Origin of the sequence: Bacillus cereus group sp. MYBK95-2, assembly GCF_051915225.1 — a bacterium.
GTDB lineage: Bacteria > Bacillota > Bacilli > Bacillales > Bacillaceae_G > Bacillus_A > Bacillus_A cereus.
In genome coordinates this window covers 1-17,969 of record NZ_JBQAEH010000021.1, presented here as the reverse complement: position 1 = coordinate 17,969, position 17,969 = coordinate 1, and the positions used below count along the sequence as shown (strand labels likewise).

Sequence of the window (17,969 nt, the reverse complement as noted above, 5' to 3'; positions counted from 1 at the left end):
CTCCACCAAAACCAAAACCCATAAAATTACCCCCTTTCGTTCGTCAGTATATCTTATGCTCGTCTAGAAAGGATGGTGTGAGTATAGGAGTCTAGTTAAGTGTGGATTTTTATTTAGATATGAAATTTATTTAATAAGAATTTTTTATAAATTATTTTCAATAGTCTTCTTCGCGGTAATGGAGAAGGCGTGGAAGTAGAAAGCAATCAAATGGTGGAGCAGTTTTGTTTTAATTCTGATAATGATAAATGTAAATTTGATTGTTTGATATGAATTAGATTCCTCTTATTGCCTCATTTAAATCAGAAGATGTTTTGATACTTTATTAGAGTCAGAAAAATCTTCTGATGTTTTATTAAAAGCAAAATTGTCCCTCTAATGCCGCTTTAGAGTTAAAGAAATATTATTCTTATCATACAGAGTGAATAGTTCTAGCGATAATTTTGCAGAAGTAACAAAAAACATTAGAGAACTGTTATAGGCTTATCAGTTGCTTCATTTACGTACTGTATTATTTTTAGAAGGAATCCATATCAAAGGCATTATAATGATTGTGAGATGAAATTTAGTTATTGTTATTGGACCAAATGTAGAAGTAACAAGTAATTCAACCGATAATACTATACGTTTTCCGAACAAAATTAATCTTAGACTTGAATCTATTTAAGCAATTAGTGATGTAGAATAAATTTCTCATTAAAATGCAAAAAATAGTAGAGTAACATGTAATTTTAAAATTGCTTTATATTATATAGAAAAATTAAATAAACAATGTATCAAGAATATTATCTTTTTTCTTGTTAATTCCAATATGTTTTAGATTGACATTCCTTGCTCCTTGAGCGCTGAGAGTGTTACATCTATGCATATTAAGTAATTTCAAATATAGAATAGACGTAACATCGAGAAATATTAATATATACTTTAGAATTATCTCCTATATATTGAGAAGGCGCTTAAGTAAGTTGTTTTTTGTTTACACCTTTTGAGAAGGACAAGCATATACTGGAATGTGGTGAGAAACCACTTTATATAGGAGCATCTAACAATTGTGGATGCTCTTTTCATTTGCATACAAGGAGTTGTTAAAAATATTATAATAAAGAGGCTATTCTACAAACTCCTTTTAAAGGGGCCTGCATTAAATAAAGTCAGCTTGTACATATTTTGTTCGGAGGTAGGTGTATTATAATTTTGAATTGAACAGCCCGTGTAAGTTCTATGTCTTTATTAAATGATCCTTGTTACAGAACCTTGCTGAAACAATCTTCACTTAACTCCCTAATATTTCTAATCAATTAAAGCTATCCCTGTGTTAAGAGAGGGATAGCTTCGTTTCTAAGATTTAGTTCTGCGTTAACATATCTATCGTTTTGTGTACTACAATAAGGGCAATCACACTCAAGAAGATTAAGATTTTTAACGTCTTTATATTGGTGAATGTAATTCGAACATAGCTGACTAAAAATAAACGTTTTTGATATAATTACATCTTGCTTCCCGTACCATTTTCTTTTTATATTGAGTAAGCTCGTCAGTGAAAAATGATACGTTAACCTTTTCCCCGCTTTTTTATAAGTATGATTCCATATAGCAAGAAAACGATTAAATACAAAACAACTTCAAACAATGGTTCTCGCAATTAAGGCCTTTTATTCTTGCTTCTAGTAAAAACGAAAAACGTAGACTTATGCCTACCGACATTTATCTTCCACCTAAAATTGGTGTTTCACGCCTGCACATTTTCGAGAAACGGCCTTCTGTCGGAAAAAAATAACAGTAACCTTTGCACCAAAACGGTTTGTATTGAGTATTAAAATTCCTCTATTAACATATTTAAAGCTTTTGACTTTATCCTTTCATATTCCATAGCTCCAGCAAGTTCTTCAGCAAGTAATGGTGATTTTCTGACGTATTTTTCACGAATCACATCATACAATTCGTAAGGAAATAACATATCAATAAACATAATTTTCTTCTGCTCAGCTGTTAAAGGGGAAACTGACTCATATGCGTTAATCATAATTTGAAATTGATCTGCATTCCAAACACCAGTTGTATCTAGGAGAGGAATAATCATTTTACGCAAGTCTCGAATAGGGAGATCGTAAGAAACTGTATCTAAATCAATTACCCAAATTTGATTACTTGGATCTAATAAGGAATTTCCTGTTCCATAATCTTGATGACATAAATTAGGGAATTCTTTTAATTCATCAGTCCATTTTGTATATTCAGATTCCAATAGTCTTTGGTGTGTGTGTTTTGCTTCTGAAATGAAAGCGTCGATTTCAGTCAAGTACAATTGTGAGAATGGGTCATCCGGCATAGTTGCGGATAAAGTTTTCCAAATCTCCATCTGTTGAAATCTTTTAATGTAATGATTGGGCCAACGTCCCAGTTTTGTAAAGATAGGTATGCCTGGTGGCGGTTTGTAGCCAATAGAAGCTACATGAAAATCTGCTAACCCTTTCATAATCATTTCAAGGTCTTCTTGCATTGTAAGCTCAAATGGTCTTCCCTCAATCCATTCATAAACAACAAATAAAAATGGACCGTGTTTTGTATATAACTGATTCACTTTGCTTGGAATTATGCTCGGTACACGCATGCCTTTTTTTGCAAGATAATCTTGAGCGTGAATAGAAAATAAAGCTTTTTTTTCAGGGCGATGAATTCTCTTTAAGCAAAATGGTCCATCTGCAGTATGAATTTTCCATACTAAGGCTAGTTGTCCACCTTGTATTAATTCAATTGTAGTCGCTTGAATGTCCCAATGTTGAATCATTGTCTCTGCCAATGCTACTAATTTTTGCTCCTCTTCGGGCGATAATGTATACACCGCTTCTTCATTATGATTCTCCACATATACCACCATCCTTTTATACTCTCTTATTACTGTATGGTATATGACCATTTTTGCTCTAGCCATTTGCCTTTAAGAAGAAAAAGTACTAATTAGCTTCAATTATAAAAGATGAAATAATGCTTGATAACTCACAAATATAAGGGTTCCTTCGTAACATATGAAGAAAGTTGTATTTTATGAAACAGGGAGGCGATTTAATGAAAATTGCGATAATATCCACTGAAAAGCTACCTGTACCAGCTGTACGGGGTGGAGCTATTCAAATTTATATAGATTCTGTTGCTTCCATTATTGCTTCAAATGGAAAAAATGTGACAGTTATTTCTATAACAGATCCTAATTTGAAATCAGAAGAAAAAAACAAAGGTGTAAGGTATATACGTTTTCCAGAAGAGGAGTATCTGCCTGATGTTATTAAACATTTGAAACAGGAAAAATATGATGTGGTTCATTTATGTAATCGTCCCAATTGGATTGCAATTTTACGTGAGGCAGCACCACAGACCAAATTCGTGTTAAGTGTGCATAATGAAATGTTTGCGTACGAAAAGATAAGTGATAAAGAGGGTGAAGCGTGTATTGCTGGTGTTTCCCAAATTGTAACGGTTAGTGATTATATCGGAAAGACAATTACCTCGCGCTTTCAAACTGCAAAAGCAAAGACAAGAACAGTATATTCTGGTGTAGATGTAAATGAATATTATCCTTCGTGGACCGCTAATGGTACAAAAGTTAAAAATCATGTTCAAAAACAGTTGAATTTGCAAAATAAAAAAATAGTTTTGTTTGTTGGACGCTTGAGTAAAGTAAAAGGTCCTCATATTTTGCTACAGGCTCTGCCTAAAATAATTGAGAAGAATCCAGACATTGTAATGGTTTTTATTGGCTCAAAATGGTTTGGAGATAACAATGTAAATAATTATGTAAAACATTTATATACTTTAGGTGCAATGTTTCCAGAACATGTAGTATTTATTAAATTTGTTAAGCCAAAGGATATATCAACACTTTATGCTATGTCAGATATTTTTGTTTGCTCTTCACAGTGGCAAGAGCCTCTTGCTAGGGTGCATTATGAAGCAATGGCAGCGGGTTTACCAATTATCACAAGTAATCGAGGTGGTAATCCTGAAGTTATTGAAGAAGGAAAAAATGGGTATATTGTCAATGACTTTGAGAATCCGGATGCATATGCAGAAAAAATAATTAATCTATTAAATAACGAAAATAAAAGAAAACAAATAGGGAAATATGGACGTGCGAAGGTCGAAAAAGAATTTAATTGGAACCGAGTTGCTATGGATTTAATGAGAGTGTATGAGGAAGTTTTATAAAATTTAAGAGGAGGGTGAAGAAAGTTGGAAGAAACAACTGGATTAGAAAGTGAGCATTTAAAAAAGGTCCTTAGCTTTTATCCATTTGAAGTAAGTAATATCATTTTACAATCAAGCAGAAGTGGGAGAACAATGTGGGAAGTTGAAACAGAAGAAGGATTAAAAATATTAAAACAAGCACATATGCATCCAAAAAGGATGCTGTTTATTGCTGGGGCACATTTACATCTCCTTCAAAATGGATTACCAATTACAAACATTCATAAAACAAAAAGAGGAGGATTTTGTATTGGATCTGATGAGTATGCGTATGTATTATATGATAAGCATCAAGGGAAAGAAGTCATATATTATAATAAAGAACAATTAGAGAAGGTACTCATATATGCGGGTAAATTTCATCAAGCATCAGAAGGCTATATTCCGATGCAAGAAAGTAAAATTCGGAGTCGATTAGGAAAATGGCATAAATTATACAGATGGAAATTACAAGAATTAGAAGGAAACAAAAGAATTGCACTCTCCTTTCCAGAGGATGTATTTTCAACGATGTTTTTAGAGTACGTCGATAAGATGTTAGCACGTGGTAAGAGAGCATTACAAGAAATAGATGATCCATATTTTGACCAATGGACAAAAGAAGTTATTGCATCTAATAGTTTTTGTCAGCAAGATTTTACTTTAGCAAGGTTTGCAGAAATAGATGATGCCGTGTTCATGAAAGAGCTACATTCCATTACAAGTGATTTACCCGTAAGGGATCTACGTATTATTTTAAATAAAGTGATGAAAAAAATGTCAGTTTGGGATACTAATTTAGCAATTCATATGTTGAGTGCATATGATTCGGAAAATTCCTTATCAGAAAAACAATTTCGTGTTCTATGGACTGATTTATCGTTCCCTCACTTATTCTGTGCAATCGCACATAAATACTATTTAGGACAAAAGCGTTCTTGGTCTGATGAAAAGTATATTTGGGCATTGCAAAATATTATTGCACTTGAAGACTCTAAGGAAGAATTTTTACAAAGTTTTTCTGATATTTATCACGAAATCAAGAGCAATAGCGGAGGGAAATAAAATGAATTCAGAACAAGAAGAGATTGTAATCCCTATTTTAGATTTAGAGAAATTTGTGTTTTCTCCACCAGGGCCAATGGGATGGGAATTGTCAGAGTATGAACAGCAAAAAAATATTGTACTAAATGAATCTTCGGTGCTAGAGAATTTAGCAATCATTGAGGAAGTAGAATTAGAGGAGTTACCCAAAATCGGATTGCTAGATTCAGAAGAGAAATCTCCACAAAAAACTACAGTAATTGATGAAGTAAAAGAAGAAAAAGAAGTAAAAGCCGAAGAGATTCAGAAGAAGAGGAAAAAGAAGAAGAAAAAGAAGAAAACAATAGAACAAGAAGAGAAATCTCTACAAAAAACTATAACAATTGAGGAAGAAAAAGATGAAGAGACCCAAAATACAATAGAAACAGAAGAACAAAAAACAGAAAAAAATGAGGCCATTCCAACTCAAATAGAAAAGCCGAAAGTAAAAGTCAAAGTTATTACTCCCGATTATCCATTAAAAAGCCCATGGATAGCAAATTTAGTAAAGAATGCTAAGGAAAATGAATAATGAAATTTCCGCAAATAGATTAATCTTTTCATATTCTTTCAACATAGTATATATAAAAATATATTGAAGGAGTTAGGTAAATGGCTGATGTAAAAAGAGCAAAAATAAAATTAGATGTTGAGAATGGCTTTAGTGTTAATTCAGATGGTGATTTACAGGAAGTTTTAAAAGCTCTAGCTGAAATAATTCAATCTGGTACACATAATGGTGTCGAGGTCGAAATTCAATATGTTGATGAAACAGAAGTAATTTTTACAGACGAAGAAGAAGAAGAAGAAGAAGAAGAAGAGGAAGAAGACGAAGACGAGGAAGAAGACGAAGACGAAGAAGAAGACGAAGAAGAAGACGAAGACGAAGAAGAAGAAGATGAAGAAGATGAAGAAGATGAAGAAGACGAAGAAGAAGATGAAGAAGACGAAGAAGACGAAGAAGACGAAGAAGACGAAGAAGACGGAGAAGACGGAGAAGACGAAGAAGACGAAGAAGACGAAGAAGACGAAGAAGACGAAGAAGACGAAGAAGACGAAGAAGACGAAGACGAAGAAGAAGACGAAGAAGAAGACGAAGAAGACGAAGAAGAAGAAGAAGAAGACGAAGAAGAAGACGAAGACGAAGAAGACGAAGAAGAAGACGAAGAAGACGAAGAAGAAGATGACGATGGTGAAGAAGAAGACGCTTAAAATAATTAGCACTAAAATACGCTTGGTTCTCCAAGCGTTTTTTGTTCTTTAATATATACATAATAGACCGCCTTTATCGTTTTCCGACAGAAGACTCCTTCCTCAAAAATGTGAAGGTGTGAAACATCAATTTTAGGTGGGAGATGAATGTTGGTTGGCATAAGCCAACATGTTTGCTACCATATATTTGTACAGATTGCTCTTTGAAAACTGAAGATATGGGGTTGGTTGCAGAAAAACGTTGCAACCGTAAAATCTTCAACGTTCTTTCACCCACGTTTGCTGAAGTTGTGAAAACCAAGCAATAGTAGGAATCGTGATGAATCAATGTACAAGATACTTTTGTTTTCACCGTAGGGACTACGGGTAGAGCCTGCTAAGATTACCGGTGGATACATCGGTGTTCGCAGGAATCTCCCACTTCAAACAGTCCGTAAGGACGTTAAGTGGTGAGTAGTTCAAATCAAATACACGTATTTATTTTTTCGATAGAAGGCTCTCTCCTCAAAAATATAAAGATGTGAAGTACTGAATTTAGGAAAGTATTGAATAGCGGCAGGTATTAGTGTATCTTATTTTGTACAATACAGGAGACATACATAAAGACGAGGTGCAATCCATATTAATCAATAACATTTGGAGTTTTCGCATTTAATCGTTTCTTCGCTATGCGGAGTCTTAGTTATAAAGAAATGGAGAAAACATTAACGTACCATTCTTACCCGACGAGTTTCCTCAATAAAAAGCAAAATGGTGCGGGAAGAAAATTGTAGTTGTATCAATAATGTTTATTTCTAGTTAGTTATGTTCCAATTGTTTTGATTAAAATAAAAAAGTTAAAACTCCAAATCTTCTTGAGTAGGATCTCTCCGTTAAGTTTCTGTATTTAGGAATTCCTCAATTCAAATAGCCTATCAAAACGTTAAATGCTTGGTAGTTCAAACAATTAGAATTTTGAGAGGGCGTATTAGATTTCTAGGAGGTTGATTAGTAGATTCTGCTACTTTTTTATATACCTGATCTAGTTTTTTTGCCGTATGCTTAAATGTAAAGTTTGCCTCCACAATTTTTCTTCCGTTTTCAGCAATCCATTGTGCAAATTCGCGTTGAGATAATAAAACCTGGACAAGTCTGGCAAACTCCATTGGATTATTATATTGTTCTACTAAGCAGCCGTTATATTCATCTGTTATAACTTCTGCATTTCCCCCACGGTTAGTTGTAATAATTGGGATTCCAGCAGCCATTGCTTCATAATGAACACGTGCCAATGGTTCGTTCCATTGTGAGCTACATATAAATATATCCCCCATTAGAAATATATTATGAATTTGATCTGCAGGAATAAATTTGGTGAAAATTACGTGTTCTTTAATTGGTCTAGCTAATCTATATAGCCTTTTAACATATTTATTTACTCGGTTATCACTAAACCATTTACCACCAACAATTACAAGTACCGTATCTTTATGCGTTTGAATAATCTTCTTCATAGATTGAATGAGCAAGTCTGGACCTTTATTTTTGCATAATCGGCCAACAAATAGAATGACTTTTTTATCTTGGATACCGTATTTTGTACGAAATGTATTTCTTATCTTTTGTCCTGTTGGTGTCCAGATGGAGGGAGATTGTTTTAAATTAACACCAGAGTAGACAATGGAAATCTTTTCTTCAGCTTGTGGAAATCTCGCAATCACAGTTTGTTTAATATAGTTACTAACAGTCACAATGGCGGTAACCATTTCAATAATAAGATTGCCTTCACAAATAGATAGCTTATGTTCAGCAAACATATCGTTATGAAGACCTAATACAAATTTACTGTGTGGAGAAGCTTGTTTATATAGAGGTATATTTTTAGGACGATTAAAGACATGTATAATATCAAAGGCATTGGCTTGGAGTGTACTTATAACGTGCTGTTCATAATCTTTTTGAGGCAAATACACGTAATTGATATTATCTTGTGTTTTTTGATTTGGAAGATTTGGATCTGAAATGGAGAAAATAGTAAGTTCATAATCTTGACTTATATAGGGGGACACCCCATCAATCATCATTTGAATTGCTCCACCTTTAATCGCTGGAGATGGTAATTTTTCTGTACATATATATGCAATTTTCATAAACTAATCCCCTTTGTATAGTTGTTTTATATAATGATATTCTGCTTCCAGTCCGTCAGATAGAGAAACTGTTGGAGAATATTGCAGTAATGTACTGGCCTTAGATATATCTGCCCATGTTTGCTTCGGATCTCCAGGAACTGATTTTAGAAAGTTTTTGATTGCTGATTTCCCTGATATTTTTTCTAGCATAGAAATGATGTCTAAAATGGATGCTTGTTCTTTTCCACCGATATTGATAACTTCACCTATTATATTTTTTTTTGTCTCTAAAGCTGCCACTGTTCCTCGTATACAGTCATCAATATAGGTAAAATCACGTGTTTGTGTTCCATCACCAAATATTGTGAGAGGTTTATCTTCTAGCAGTTGTTTAATTAATCTATGAAATGCCATATCAGGACGCTGCCTTGGCCCATACACTGTGAAATATCTTAAGATAACAATTGGTATGTGAAAATTTTTGTGATAAACATGACATAAGTGCTCACCACTTAATTTGGTAACCCCGTATGGAGATAGAGGAGTAGGTAATAGATTTTCAGAAACTGCGCCAGATTTTTCACCATAAACAGAAGAGGTGGATATGTGAATAAATTTATCTAATTTTATGTGTTTACATGCTTCAAGTAGCTGCTGTGTAACCATTATGTTATTTGTAACATAAGGCTGAAAATCTTTTCCCCAACTTGATCTCACACCAGGAATAGCAGCTAGATGATAAACAACATCTATATCTTGTAATAGTTTTGATAAATCTGTATTTAGAATGTCTTCTCGTATGAATTGAAAACGTGAATTTAATTCGAGAGATTGTATATTACCTATCTTTAAAATAGCTGGAGTAGGACCGATCAAATGATCAATTCCAACTACATGATATGCACTATTTTTAAGTAACGCTTGACACAAATGTGAGCCAATGAAACCAGCGGCTCCTGTTACAAGTATTTTCATGAACGACCCACTCCAATATATTGTAATCCGTATTTTTCTATTTCATCCTTTTCAATGCAATTGCGTCCATCCACAATTGTGCATCCCTTCATAACTTGTTTGACTCGTTTCCAATTAAGTGTTTTAAATTCATTCCAGTCCGTAGCGATAATAATACAATCAGAATTTGTAATCGCAGATTCTAGGTTACCATGCTGGGTAACTTGTCTTTTTAAATGTGAAGGAAGAAAAGCTTTGGGGTCATAGGCATGTAAATCATAGCCATGAGGAATTAACTTTTCAAGAAGTATTACGGCAAGGGAGCTACGAATATCATCAGTATTTGGTTTAAAAGCAATTCCTAAAACCGTTATTTTTTTTGAAGAGGGTTCTTTTATAGCTTTTTTAATTTTTTCAATATAAAGATCTATCTGTGTGGAGTTAATGGATTGTACAGCTTGTAAAATAGGAACTGCTACGTGCCTATCAGTTGCTGTATAAATGAGTGAGTGTAAGTCTTTTGGGAAGCATGATCCGCCATATCCCATCCCTGCCTGAAGAAAATGAGGATTAATTCGAAAGTCATAACCAATCCCTTTTGCCACTTCAACAATATCAATGTTATATGCATCACAAATTCGAGAAATTTCATTTATAAAAGATATTTTGGTAGCCAAAAATACATTAGATGTATATTTAATCATCTCTGCTTCATTTAAACCTGTACAAAGGAAAGGAGCACTAATTCCTTTATATATATCCTGCATAATCTTAAAAGACGTTGTGTCAGCTTTTTGGATACCTATAATAGTTCTATCTGGATTGAGCATATCGTGAACAGCAGAGCCTTCACGAAGAAATTCAGGATTGGAGACAATATTGAATAAGGACGATGAAACCCCACGTTTAATAAGTATTTCATATAATTGTTGATTTGTACCTGGTGGAACTGTACTTTTGGTAATAATAGTTTTATACGATGTTATAGTTGGAACTAGTAGGTCAATGACGGAGTATATATATTTTAAATCCGTCTTTCCACTTGTTGTAGAAGGGGTTCCTACAGCGATAAAAATAACGGGTGATTGTCGAATAGCATTATCAATATCACAACTGAATTGCAATCGGTTTTTATTTTTGTGAATAAGCTCCTTTAAATCTGGTTCATAAATGGGGCATTCTCCTTTTTGGAGAGAATTAATTTTTTCTTGATCCTTATCTACACATATAACATTATGACCTAAATCTGCTAATACTGCTGCTGATGTGATTCCTACATAACCAGATCCTATAATACATATATCCATACAATAATCACCTCTCTGAACTTAGTACTATAGTACTAGTTGTTACAGTATATTGATGGACAAGTTGGATTGGTGACAACTGAAAGGGCCTATTCATATAAGAAATGAAAGTAATTAGAAGGTAAAAGCCTCTTTTGGAATCGTCATGCGCAGGTAAGGAGGTTATTGAATATTAATATTGTAAACACTCGAGGGAGCGAGAGATTAGTGATTAAAAAAGCAATTATTCCAGCCGCTGGTTACGGCACAAGAAGCCTTCCAATTACAAAGGTAATTCCAAAAGAAATGTTTCCAATAGGTAATAAACCAGCGATTCATTATATTGTGGAAGAGGCTGTAAAATCAGGTATTGAGCAAATATTAATTGTACTTTCTAGCAGAAAGGATTTAATAGTTGATTACTTTGATTATTCATTAGAACTGGAGGCTTTTTTAGAAAAAGAAAAAAAAGCCCACCTGTTAAAAGAGCTTGCTATTCCTAATGTTCAAATCCATTATATAAGGCAGCCATACGCGAGGGGACTTGGTGAGGCGATAAGATTAGGTGAAACATTTATTGGTAATGAACCTTTTGCTGTACTCTTACCAGATGATATTGTAGTTTCGGATAAAGAAACTGCTTTAAATCAATTAATTAGTATTTATAAAGAGACAAAAAATAGTGTGATAGGCATTCATACGGTACCAGATGAGTGCATAGAGAAGTATGGTATAATTGAAGGGAAGGTTGTAAAGGGGAATTACATGGATATTACGAATATTATAGAAAAACCAAAAGTAAATCCTCCATCTAATCTTGCAGTAATTGGTAGATATGTTTTTACGCCTGATATTTTTCCTTTATTAAAAAAACTTCAACCTGGTGTTGGGGGTGAATATCAATTAACAGATGCGATTCATTCTTTAATTATGAATAAAAAAGTATATGGAAAAATGATTGATGGGCACCGATTTGACATTGGACAAGAAAATGAATATATGCAGCTTCTTAATCTTATATATGGACAAAATAAAACAGGTAAAAAACCTTTTTGAAAACGGATTCAACAAACGTACACTTGAGGCCAACAAGCAATTCTTGAAGAGTTGATGAAAGATATATAAAAGTTAAGGTTAAATAAATATATTTATATCGTACCTTTGAATCAGAAGAGAATACAATGGATTTTCATTTGAAAAAGAAAAGAGATCAGATGGCTGCAAAGTGCTTTTTCAAAAAGCCTTGCGGTCTTTTCATATTTCAAGGCCCCGTGTTATCGCAGGAGTACAAAAATCAACTTAATCGATTGTAATTGCACAAATAAAAAAGATTCCCGTAGGTATCTCAATTAGACAAGTAAATACCTAAATAACATTACGGAACAGATCATTGTTTTATAAAGAAACGGCGTCTTATTAAAAATATTGCTAACCAAATATATATTCATACCCATAATCTATAGAAAACGTCATTATATGTATTTCCTTGCGTCAAAAAAAAGGATTGCGAACTCTCAGTCATCCAAGAGTCTGCTTCGTTAATACGTTAGAATTAAAGCTCTTAACTTTAGTCAAGAGAGTGTCTATCTGGATTGTTTCTTATTTTTAAAAAGATTCAGGTGCTTTTTTAAAAAAGTTTGTGATGCAGAGTCTTAATCTTCATAAAAAAGCATCTCCACACAATAGATACCTTCAATTACCCCCTCATCTTGATTAAACTACTTCACTGCTCCACCAAATAAAACTATTATGTATTTTTTCACATTCTATTGCAACAAGCATATATTATATAGGAGATATTCCTTTCTTTCGAAACTCAAAAGGCCCTTTTTGGGGCTTTTTTATTTTATGAATCTTCAATAAAGTATATAACCCAATTTTTAATTAAATATTCTCAAAATAATTATTTGATTAATTGACGTTTACTTGTCTATTTAAACCAAATATAACAAATTTGTTTTCATGATGTGGAAATTTCATTTAAAAAATGAAATTAAGTATTTGCATTCAACAATTTATCTTTTGCTTGTTATATATTAATTGTTTTACGTATTTTATATGTTTATATGTTTTAAGAGCATGAAATGTCTTGATATATAAGGGGGTATGACTCCTAATGATAACAAAAGTGGTTCTAAAGATAACAAACTTGGTTTTAATTATAACAAAAATGGTTTTAAAGGTAACAAATTTGGTTGCTTAACGGTAACAAAAATGGTTTTAAAGGTAACAAACTTGGTTTTAACTATAACAAAAATGGTTTTAAGGGTAACAAATTTGGTTGCTTAACTGTGATAAAGATGGTTTTAAAGGTAACAAACTTGGTTGCTTAACTGTAATAAAGATGGTTTTAAAGGTAACAAATTTGGTTTTAACTATAACAAAAATGGTTTTAAAGGTAACAAATTTGGTTGCTTAACTGTAATAAAGATGGTTTTAAAGGTAACAAATTTGGTTGCTTAACTGTAATAAAGATGGTTTTAAAGGTAACAAATCTGGTTACTTAACTCTAGCAAAAATATTTCTAAAGATAATAGTTTTAACTATAACAAAAATGGTTCTGAAAATAATAAATTTGATTTTAAGCATAACAAAACGGTTCTAAAGATAACAAATTTGGTTATATACTTTATAAATGTAAATATTTACAAAGTATATTACTATTCAAACGACTTTCGGAATACTTTTATATAGAACAAAGGGCTTGTTAACTGTAATAGTGAGAATGTAATTTTCTGAATAAACAAAAATAAATTGCGGCAAAGGAAATATACTTGTTATAGTTAGTAGAACAGTAGAGGTAAGAAAGAAGGGACGTATGTAGGTATGTCTGATAGTAAAGATTTGCAGATTAAAGAAAATAATATTGTTTCAAAATCAAATACTTTAATTGAAGCGAATTCACGTTTAAATTTAGTAGAACAAAAAATATTACTTTGTTTGGCTAGTAATATTCAACCTAATGATTGGGATTTTAAAACCTACACATTCTCGATTAAACATTTTCATGATCTACTTGATCTAAATGGATCTACTAAATATTCGGAGTTAAGTAAAATTACTAAAGAATTACTATCAAAAGTAATTGAAATTCGTACTGGAGAAGATCTGATGCAGGTATCTTGGCTGTCTTCAGCAATTTACAACAGAAATAAAGGAACAATTGATATGCGTTTCGATCCATTATTAAAGCCATTTCTATTAGAATTAAGCAACAAGTTTACAAGCTATAGATTAGCTAATGTTATTAAATTGAAAAGTACATACGCTATACGTATTTATGAACTACTAAAGCAATATGAAGATTTAAAGGAACGTACAATTAGTCTTCAAAATTTAAGGTATTACTTGGATGCAATGGATATATACCCTAACTATGCGAATTTTAAGCAACGTGTATTAAAACCTTCTCAAAAAGAATTGAATCAAAAAACAGATATTTCTTTTGAATTTGAAGAAATTAAATTAGGCAGGAAAGTACAAAAAATCAAATTTATTATCTATAGCCAAAAAAAGAAAGATAACAATTTAGTACATTTTGAAAAGAATTTAGATAAATTTCAACAGCCCAATACATTTGAACAAAAAATTAAAAGGTTTGAAGAACGCTGTAAAGAAAAAATATTTCCTAAAGTGTTAAAAAAATGGGAAGCTCATAAAGAAATTGTATTAGAAATAATTGAGGATATAAGATTTCGTTCAGATATTAGTTCTCCAATAGGTTATGTAGAATTCACTTTAAATTCCCGATTGAAAGATGATAAAGAAACACCAAACAAAAGTAGTCAAAATAAGAAGGCTTCTCATAACGATATAGTATTAGAGATTGATAACATTATAAATTTAGTTATCAATAAGTATTCAACAGCTACAGGTGCTGTAGCTACATTTTTAGTTAAAGACACAGCAATTGAGAAATTAGTAAGAGTAGTTACATTGGAAGAAGCTGAAACCATTTGGAAAGAACATGAAACGTTTGTTATGGATAAAATTTATGAATATATTAAAAAGAATATAAGAAGAAAAAGATACTAGATGTGAACTACCCGCCACTTAACGTCCTAACGGACTGTTTGAAGTGGGGGCTTCTCGGTTAGTCGTTACTTTTGGTAGCTAACGAATTCGTCCTAAGACAGCCGAGCTAACTCCCTTGTTCCAAGGGTTATTTTATTGCTATCTATGCTAACGCTAATAGGCGTATTGCTTCATTTTTGATATTGATAGCTGCGTTATAATCTCTATCGAGATTTACACCGCATATACAAGAATAGACTCGCTCAGACAATGACATATTTTTCATATTTCCACAACTGCTACATGTTTTTGTGGAAGGAAACCATTTTTGTTTATTTGTTTTTAAAGTGTGTTGGAGCACCATATAATATATGTATTCATTAGTAAGGAGCGTTTAATTTCTAAAATATGTATCTTAGTAAAAATAAAAAAGGACAGTTAAAAACTGCCCTTTTTTCTATCTTTTAAAGATAGTTACCGAACAGGTAATTTAGGGTTTTGGGGTATAAGATGATTATCATCTCATTGTTAATGTATGTAAGTAATACAAAATGGCTTGTACAATTGTTGAAATTAGTAGTTTTTATTTTAAATAAATTAGCTAATTGGGCAATTGATAAAGAAACTAATTCATTAATCAATTTCCTTATTTCATAATATATAATGCAAATGAATTTTTAGGAAAAGATAAGAGGGTGAAGACTCTTATCTTATTTTGTTTTTAGGGATTATTATATTATGTAGGTTAAATAAAATATTTGAATATTTTAAAAAAGAAGGGATTTATATAAGATAAATCCCTGCAGTAAAATAATAGAAAGGTAGAATACATTATATGTGCAGAGTTTTAATTATGTTTGTACATTTTTAATAAATTAATTTTATGTAAAAGGTGCCAAGAAATATTTTGTAGTTTTATTTCTTGGCGTGGGTATTTATTTGGGTCATTTGGATGCCGACCTTACAATAGTATATGTCCGATATATGGAATAGTTTGTTATTTATGTTTAGTTAAGTGAAATGAAATTTAGAAAAGAAAAACACCTATTTTGTAATAGGTGTTTTTCTTGCAAATTGGCTTATAAATTAAGGGAAAGATTTTTCCTTTAATTAAAACTTATTAATCTTCTCTATGATCATGTTTATGTTCGTTACATTCTTTACAATGTCTGCGACGTTTACAGCAGAAACGATCACAATCAGGTGAATTTATAGAAATTACGTTAATTTTGTTAATTGCAATACGTGCCAATCCTGGGAAACAATCAAAATCAGATAAAATAATTACGTTGTTTCCCTGAAAACCTTGGAATGTTGCACTTGTAGGTGGTTGACAATCATATTGAAGAACAATACAAGTACCAGGAGTTAATGTTCTTAAGAATTGTAATAACTCTGGATTATTATTCACCTGTCTAATGTTTTCTTCTTTTCGGTGATGATCTCTCCGATCATCACATCTATTGAAATCATAACCTCCACCAAAACCAAAACCCATCAAAATTACCCCCTTTCATTCGTTAGTATATCTTATGCTCGTCTAGAAAGGATGGTGTGAGTATAGGAGTCTAGTTAAGTGTGGATTTTTTATGTAAATATGAAATGGTGTAATAAAATTATTTTTGGTTCTGGTGCAAAAAATCTATAAACCTTGGACATACGGATATTATTACACTAAAAAAGTGTGTGCTTGGTATGAAACAAATTGAAGCTAATGATTGTAATATTTTATTCTGGCTAATAGAAGAAGTGAAGTATAAATTCGAGTAGAAATTTCATTTGACACAACAAAGCAGCCAGCTTAATTGGCTAACTACTTGTTGTACAAAAGAAAATTAGGCCCTACAAGTTATGTTGTGTAACTTTAAAGTTACAGTTATAGTATAAACCTTATTGGAAATTCTATTCGGAAGGAAATATAATAATGATAATTTCATTTTGTAGAGATTATTTACGTATGAAAAAAGCGCTTATATAGCGCGCTTAAAGTGAACTTTCAGATCATGCCTGCCCATAGGTGATCTAGATGCATGAGTAGCATACAGTAGCATATGTAAATTTGAATTGAATTGTGTGGAAATTAATTAACGATACAGGTGTAGAGAAAAGTGTTTATGAGCTGTGGGAAAGAGTATAACTTTAACGAATCTCCCGAAAGAATTCTCCTTCCTCAAGCGTGTGAAGGGCGTAGCCAAAAGGTTTTCCTTTTTATTTTGCCTCTGATATAATCAGTCTTATAAATGATAAAGGCTGGTATATAAATGAAATTAGATAGTAATAACCATTCAGTATTCTTGTTGTATTATCACCTTGTGTTGGTCGTGAAATACAGAAGAAATGTGTTTGATAATGATATGTCAGACTATGCAAAAGATATGTTTGTTCGACTATCTGAAAACTATAACATCACATTAGTTGAATGGAATCACGATGTAGACCATGTTCATATTTTGTTCAAGGCACACCCTAATACAGAAATGACAAAATTCATCAATGCTTATAAAAGTACAAGTTCTCGACTTATTAAAAGAGATTTTCCACAAGTGAAAAAGAAACTTTGGAAAGAGATGTTTTGGGCAAGAAGTTTTTGCTTGCTAACTACTGGTGGTTCGCCAATAGACGTAGTAAAAACATATATTGAAAATCAAAGTGAAAAGTGAGGTGAAATGATATGACAAAGCAGAATAAAGCATATAAATTCCGTTTGTATCCAACAGAAGACCAAGCACATCTTATGCGTAAAACCTTCGGTTGTGTACGTTTCGTGTATAACAGAATGTTAGCTGAACGGAAAGAAGCGTATGAAAAACATAAAGATGATAAGGATCAACTCAAGAAACAAAAGCTTCCCACTCCTGCAAAATACAAAGCAGAATTTGAATGGTTAAAAGAAGTTGATTCATTAGCTTTGGCAAATGCTCAACTAAACTTGCAAACTGCCTATAAAAATTTCTTTCGTGGTCAAAATGACTTCCCTACATTCAAAAGCAAAAAAGACAGAAAGTCTTATACAACGAATGTAGTGAACGGAAATATTATGTTGCTTAACGGTCATATCAAATTGCCAAAACTGAAAATGGTACGTATC

16 protein-coding genes and 1 pseudogene are annotated in these 17,969 nt (G+C 32.2%); 11 read left to right on the top strand and 6 right to left on the bottom strand.

What is annotated here, in order from left to right:
* Positions 1-1,813: 1,813 nt before the first annotated feature.
* Entirely contained in the window at positions 1,814-2,917 is a 1,104-nt protein-coding gene (locus ACTFN4_RS29915) for a CotS family spore coat protein (protein ID WP_439963311.1), read from the bottom strand.
* 149 nt (positions 2,918-3,066) lie between these two features.
* On the opposite strand from ACTFN4_RS29915, the gene ACTFN4_RS29910 reads away from it, so the two are divergent.
* The 4 genes from ACTFN4_RS29910 (at position 3,067) to ACTFN4_RS29895 (ending at position 6,516) form a co-directional block, all read left to right on the top strand.
* Complete coding sequence (locus tag ACTFN4_RS29910) at positions 3,067-4,203, top strand: glycosyltransferase family 4 protein (RefSeq protein WP_070183923.1); 1,137 nt, start codon at positions 3,067-3,069, stop codon at positions 4,201-4,203.
* 24 nt (positions 4,204-4,227) lie between these two features.
* Positions 4,228-5,286: a spore coat putative kinase CotS gene (gene cotS, locus ACTFN4_RS29905; protein ID WP_070183924.1), complete on the top strand. Its 1,059-nt coding sequence runs from the start codon at positions 4,228-4,230 to the stop codon at positions 5,284-5,286.
* Between the two features lies 1 nt (position 5,287).
* On the top strand, positions 5,288-5,836 hold the full coding sequence (locus ACTFN4_RS29900) for a hypothetical protein (RefSeq protein ID WP_439963310.1): 549 nt from the start codon (positions 5,288-5,290) through the stop codon (positions 5,834-5,836).
* A gap of 80 nt (positions 5,837-5,916) precedes the next feature.
* The gene (locus ACTFN4_RS29895) at positions 5,917-6,516 is read left to right on the top strand and encodes an AAA family ATPase (protein ID WP_439963308.1); all 600 of its coding nucleotides are present in this window, start codon (positions 5,917-5,919) and stop codon (positions 6,514-6,516) included.
* A gap of 938 nt (positions 6,517-7,454) precedes the next feature.
* Here ACTFN4_RS29895 and ACTFN4_RS29890 read toward each other — a convergent pair.
* The 3 genes from ACTFN4_RS29890 to ACTFN4_RS29880 are packed head-to-tail and all read right to left on the bottom strand — an operon-like array spanning position 7,455 to position 10,888.
* Positions 7,455-8,645 carry a glycosyltransferase family 4 protein gene (locus ACTFN4_RS29890; protein ID WP_439963307.1) on the bottom strand — a complete coding sequence of 397 codons (1,191 nt, stop codon included), beginning with the start codon at positions 8,643-8,645 and terminating at the stop codon, positions 7,455-7,457.
* 3 nt (positions 8,646-8,648) lie between these two features.
* Complete coding sequence (locus ACTFN4_RS29885) at positions 8,649-9,602, bottom strand: NAD-dependent epimerase/dehydratase family protein (RefSeq protein ID WP_439963305.1); 954 nt, start codon at positions 9,600-9,602, stop codon at positions 8,649-8,651.
* Entirely contained in the window at positions 9,599-10,888 is a 1,290-nt protein-coding gene (locus tag ACTFN4_RS29880) for a UDP-glucose dehydrogenase family protein (RefSeq protein ID WP_098853043.1), read from the bottom strand. Before ACTFN4_RS29880 ends, ACTFN4_RS29885 begins: the two co-directional genes overlap by 4 nt.
* Before the next feature lie 207 nt (positions 10,889-11,095).
* Here ACTFN4_RS29880 and ACTFN4_RS29875 point away from each other — a divergent pair, with 207 nt between their 5' ends.
* From ACTFN4_RS29875 to ACTFN4_RS29860, 4 genes and pseudogenes are all read left to right on the top strand, one after another.
* Positions 11,096-11,923, top strand: coding sequence for a UTP--glucose-1-phosphate uridylyltransferase (locus ACTFN4_RS29875; protein WP_098853046.1), 828 nt, complete (start codon positions 11,096-11,098; stop codon positions 11,921-11,923).
* Between the two features lie 47 nt (positions 11,924-11,970).
* Positions 11,971-12,150, top strand: a pseudogene (locus tag ACTFN4_RS29870) (DDE-type integrase/transposase/recombinase); the annotation flags it as partial.
* 823 nt (positions 12,151-12,973) lie between these two features.
* Positions 12,974-13,156 carry a hypothetical protein gene (locus ACTFN4_RS29865; protein ID WP_439963303.1) on the top strand — a complete coding sequence of 61 codons (183 nt, stop codon included), beginning with the start codon at positions 12,974-12,976 and terminating at the stop codon, positions 13,154-13,156.
* Between the two features lie 537 nt (positions 13,157-13,693).
* A complete protein-coding gene (locus tag ACTFN4_RS29860) occupies positions 13,694-14,902 on the top strand; it encodes a replication initiation protein (protein ID WP_439963301.1) in 1,209 nt (402 codons plus the stop codon).
* A 142-nt stretch (positions 14,903-15,044) separates the two neighbouring features.
* Here the strand turns inward: ACTFN4_RS29860 and ACTFN4_RS29855 are convergent, their stop codons facing one another.
* Positions 15,045-15,242 carry a zinc ribbon domain-containing protein gene (locus ACTFN4_RS29855; protein ID WP_409532439.1) on the bottom strand — a complete coding sequence of 66 codons (198 nt, stop codon included), beginning with the start codon at positions 15,240-15,242 and terminating at the stop codon, positions 15,045-15,047.
* Positions 15,243-15,391: 149 nt separating this feature from the next.
* Here ACTFN4_RS29855 and ACTFN4_RS29850 point away from each other — a divergent pair, with 149 nt between their 5' ends.
* Positions 15,392-15,538 carry a hypothetical protein gene (locus ACTFN4_RS29850; RefSeq protein WP_176535783.1) on the top strand — a complete coding sequence of 49 codons (147 nt, stop codon included), beginning with the start codon at positions 15,392-15,394 and terminating at the stop codon, positions 15,536-15,538.
* A 463-nt stretch (positions 15,539-16,001) separates the two neighbouring features.
* Here ACTFN4_RS29850 and ACTFN4_RS29845 read toward each other — a convergent pair whose 3' ends face one another.
* Positions 16,002-16,379: a hypothetical protein gene (locus tag ACTFN4_RS29845; RefSeq protein WP_098282273.1), complete on the bottom strand. Its 378-nt coding sequence runs from the start codon at positions 16,377-16,379 to the stop codon at positions 16,002-16,004.
* A 763-nt stretch (positions 16,380-17,142) separates the two neighbouring features.
* Between ACTFN4_RS29845 and tnpA the strand changes: the two genes are divergently transcribed.
* Both tnpA and ACTFN4_RS29835 read left to right on the top strand, forming a co-directional pair.
* Positions 17,143-17,541 (top strand): IS200/IS605 family transposase, encoded by a 399-nt coding sequence (gene tnpA / locus ACTFN4_RS29840; RefSeq protein ID WP_439963299.1) that lies wholly within the window; start codon positions 17,143-17,145, stop codon positions 17,539-17,541.
* Between the two features lie 11 nt (positions 17,542-17,552).
* The coding region (locus ACTFN4_RS29835; RefSeq protein ID WP_439963297.1) for an RNA-guided endonuclease TnpB family protein at positions 17,553-17,969 on the top strand (417 nt) is incomplete at its 3' end.

What these genes read in the sequence shown, in the direction of transcription:
- ACTFN4_RS29900 (WP_439963310.1), top strand. Translation starts at nt 5,288, where the DNA reads ATGAATTCAGAACAAGAAGAGATTGTAATCCCTATTTTAGATTTAGAG.
- ACTFN4_RS29865 (WP_439963303.1), top strand. Translation starts at nt 12,974, where the DNA reads ATGACTCCTAATGATAACAAAAGTGGTTCTAAAGATAACAAACTTGGT.
- tnpA (WP_439963299.1), top strand. Translation starts at nt 17,143, where the DNA reads ATGAAATTAGATAGTAATAACCATTCAGTATTCTTGTTGTATTATCAC.
- ACTFN4_RS29885 (WP_439963305.1), bottom strand. Translation starts at nt 9,602, where the DNA reads ATGAAAATACTTGTAACAGGAGCCGCTGGTTTCATTGGCTCACATTTG.
- ACTFN4_RS29845 (WP_098282273.1), bottom strand. Translation starts at nt 16,379, where the DNA reads ATGGGTTTTGGTTTTGGTGGAGGTTATGATTTCAATAGATGTGATGAT.
- ACTFN4_RS29910 (WP_070183923.1), top strand. Translation starts at nt 3,067, where the DNA reads ATGAAAATTGCGATAATATCCACTGAAAAGCTACCTGTACCAGCTGTA.
- ACTFN4_RS29915 (WP_439963311.1), bottom strand. Translation starts at nt 2,917, where the DNA reads ATGGTCATATACCATACAGTAATAAGAGAGTATAAAAGGATGGTGGTA.
- ACTFN4_RS29850 (WP_176535783.1), top strand. Translation starts at nt 15,392, where the DNA reads ATGATTATCATCTCATTGTTAATGTATGTAAGTAATACAAAATGGCTT.
- ACTFN4_RS29890 (WP_439963307.1), bottom strand. Translation starts at nt 8,645, where the DNA reads ATGAAAATTGCATATATATGTACAGAAAAATTACCATCTCCAGCGATT.
- ACTFN4_RS29880 (WP_098853043.1), bottom strand. Translation starts at nt 10,888, where the DNA reads ATGGATATATGTATTATAGGATCTGGTTATGTAGGAATCACATCAGCA.
- ACTFN4_RS29895 (WP_439963308.1), top strand. Translation starts at nt 5,917, where the DNA reads ATGGCTGATGTAAAAAGAGCAAAAATAAAATTAGATGTTGAGAATGGC.
- ACTFN4_RS29860 (WP_439963301.1), top strand. Translation starts at nt 13,694, where the DNA reads ATGTCTGATAGTAAAGATTTGCAGATTAAAGAAAATAATATTGTTTCA.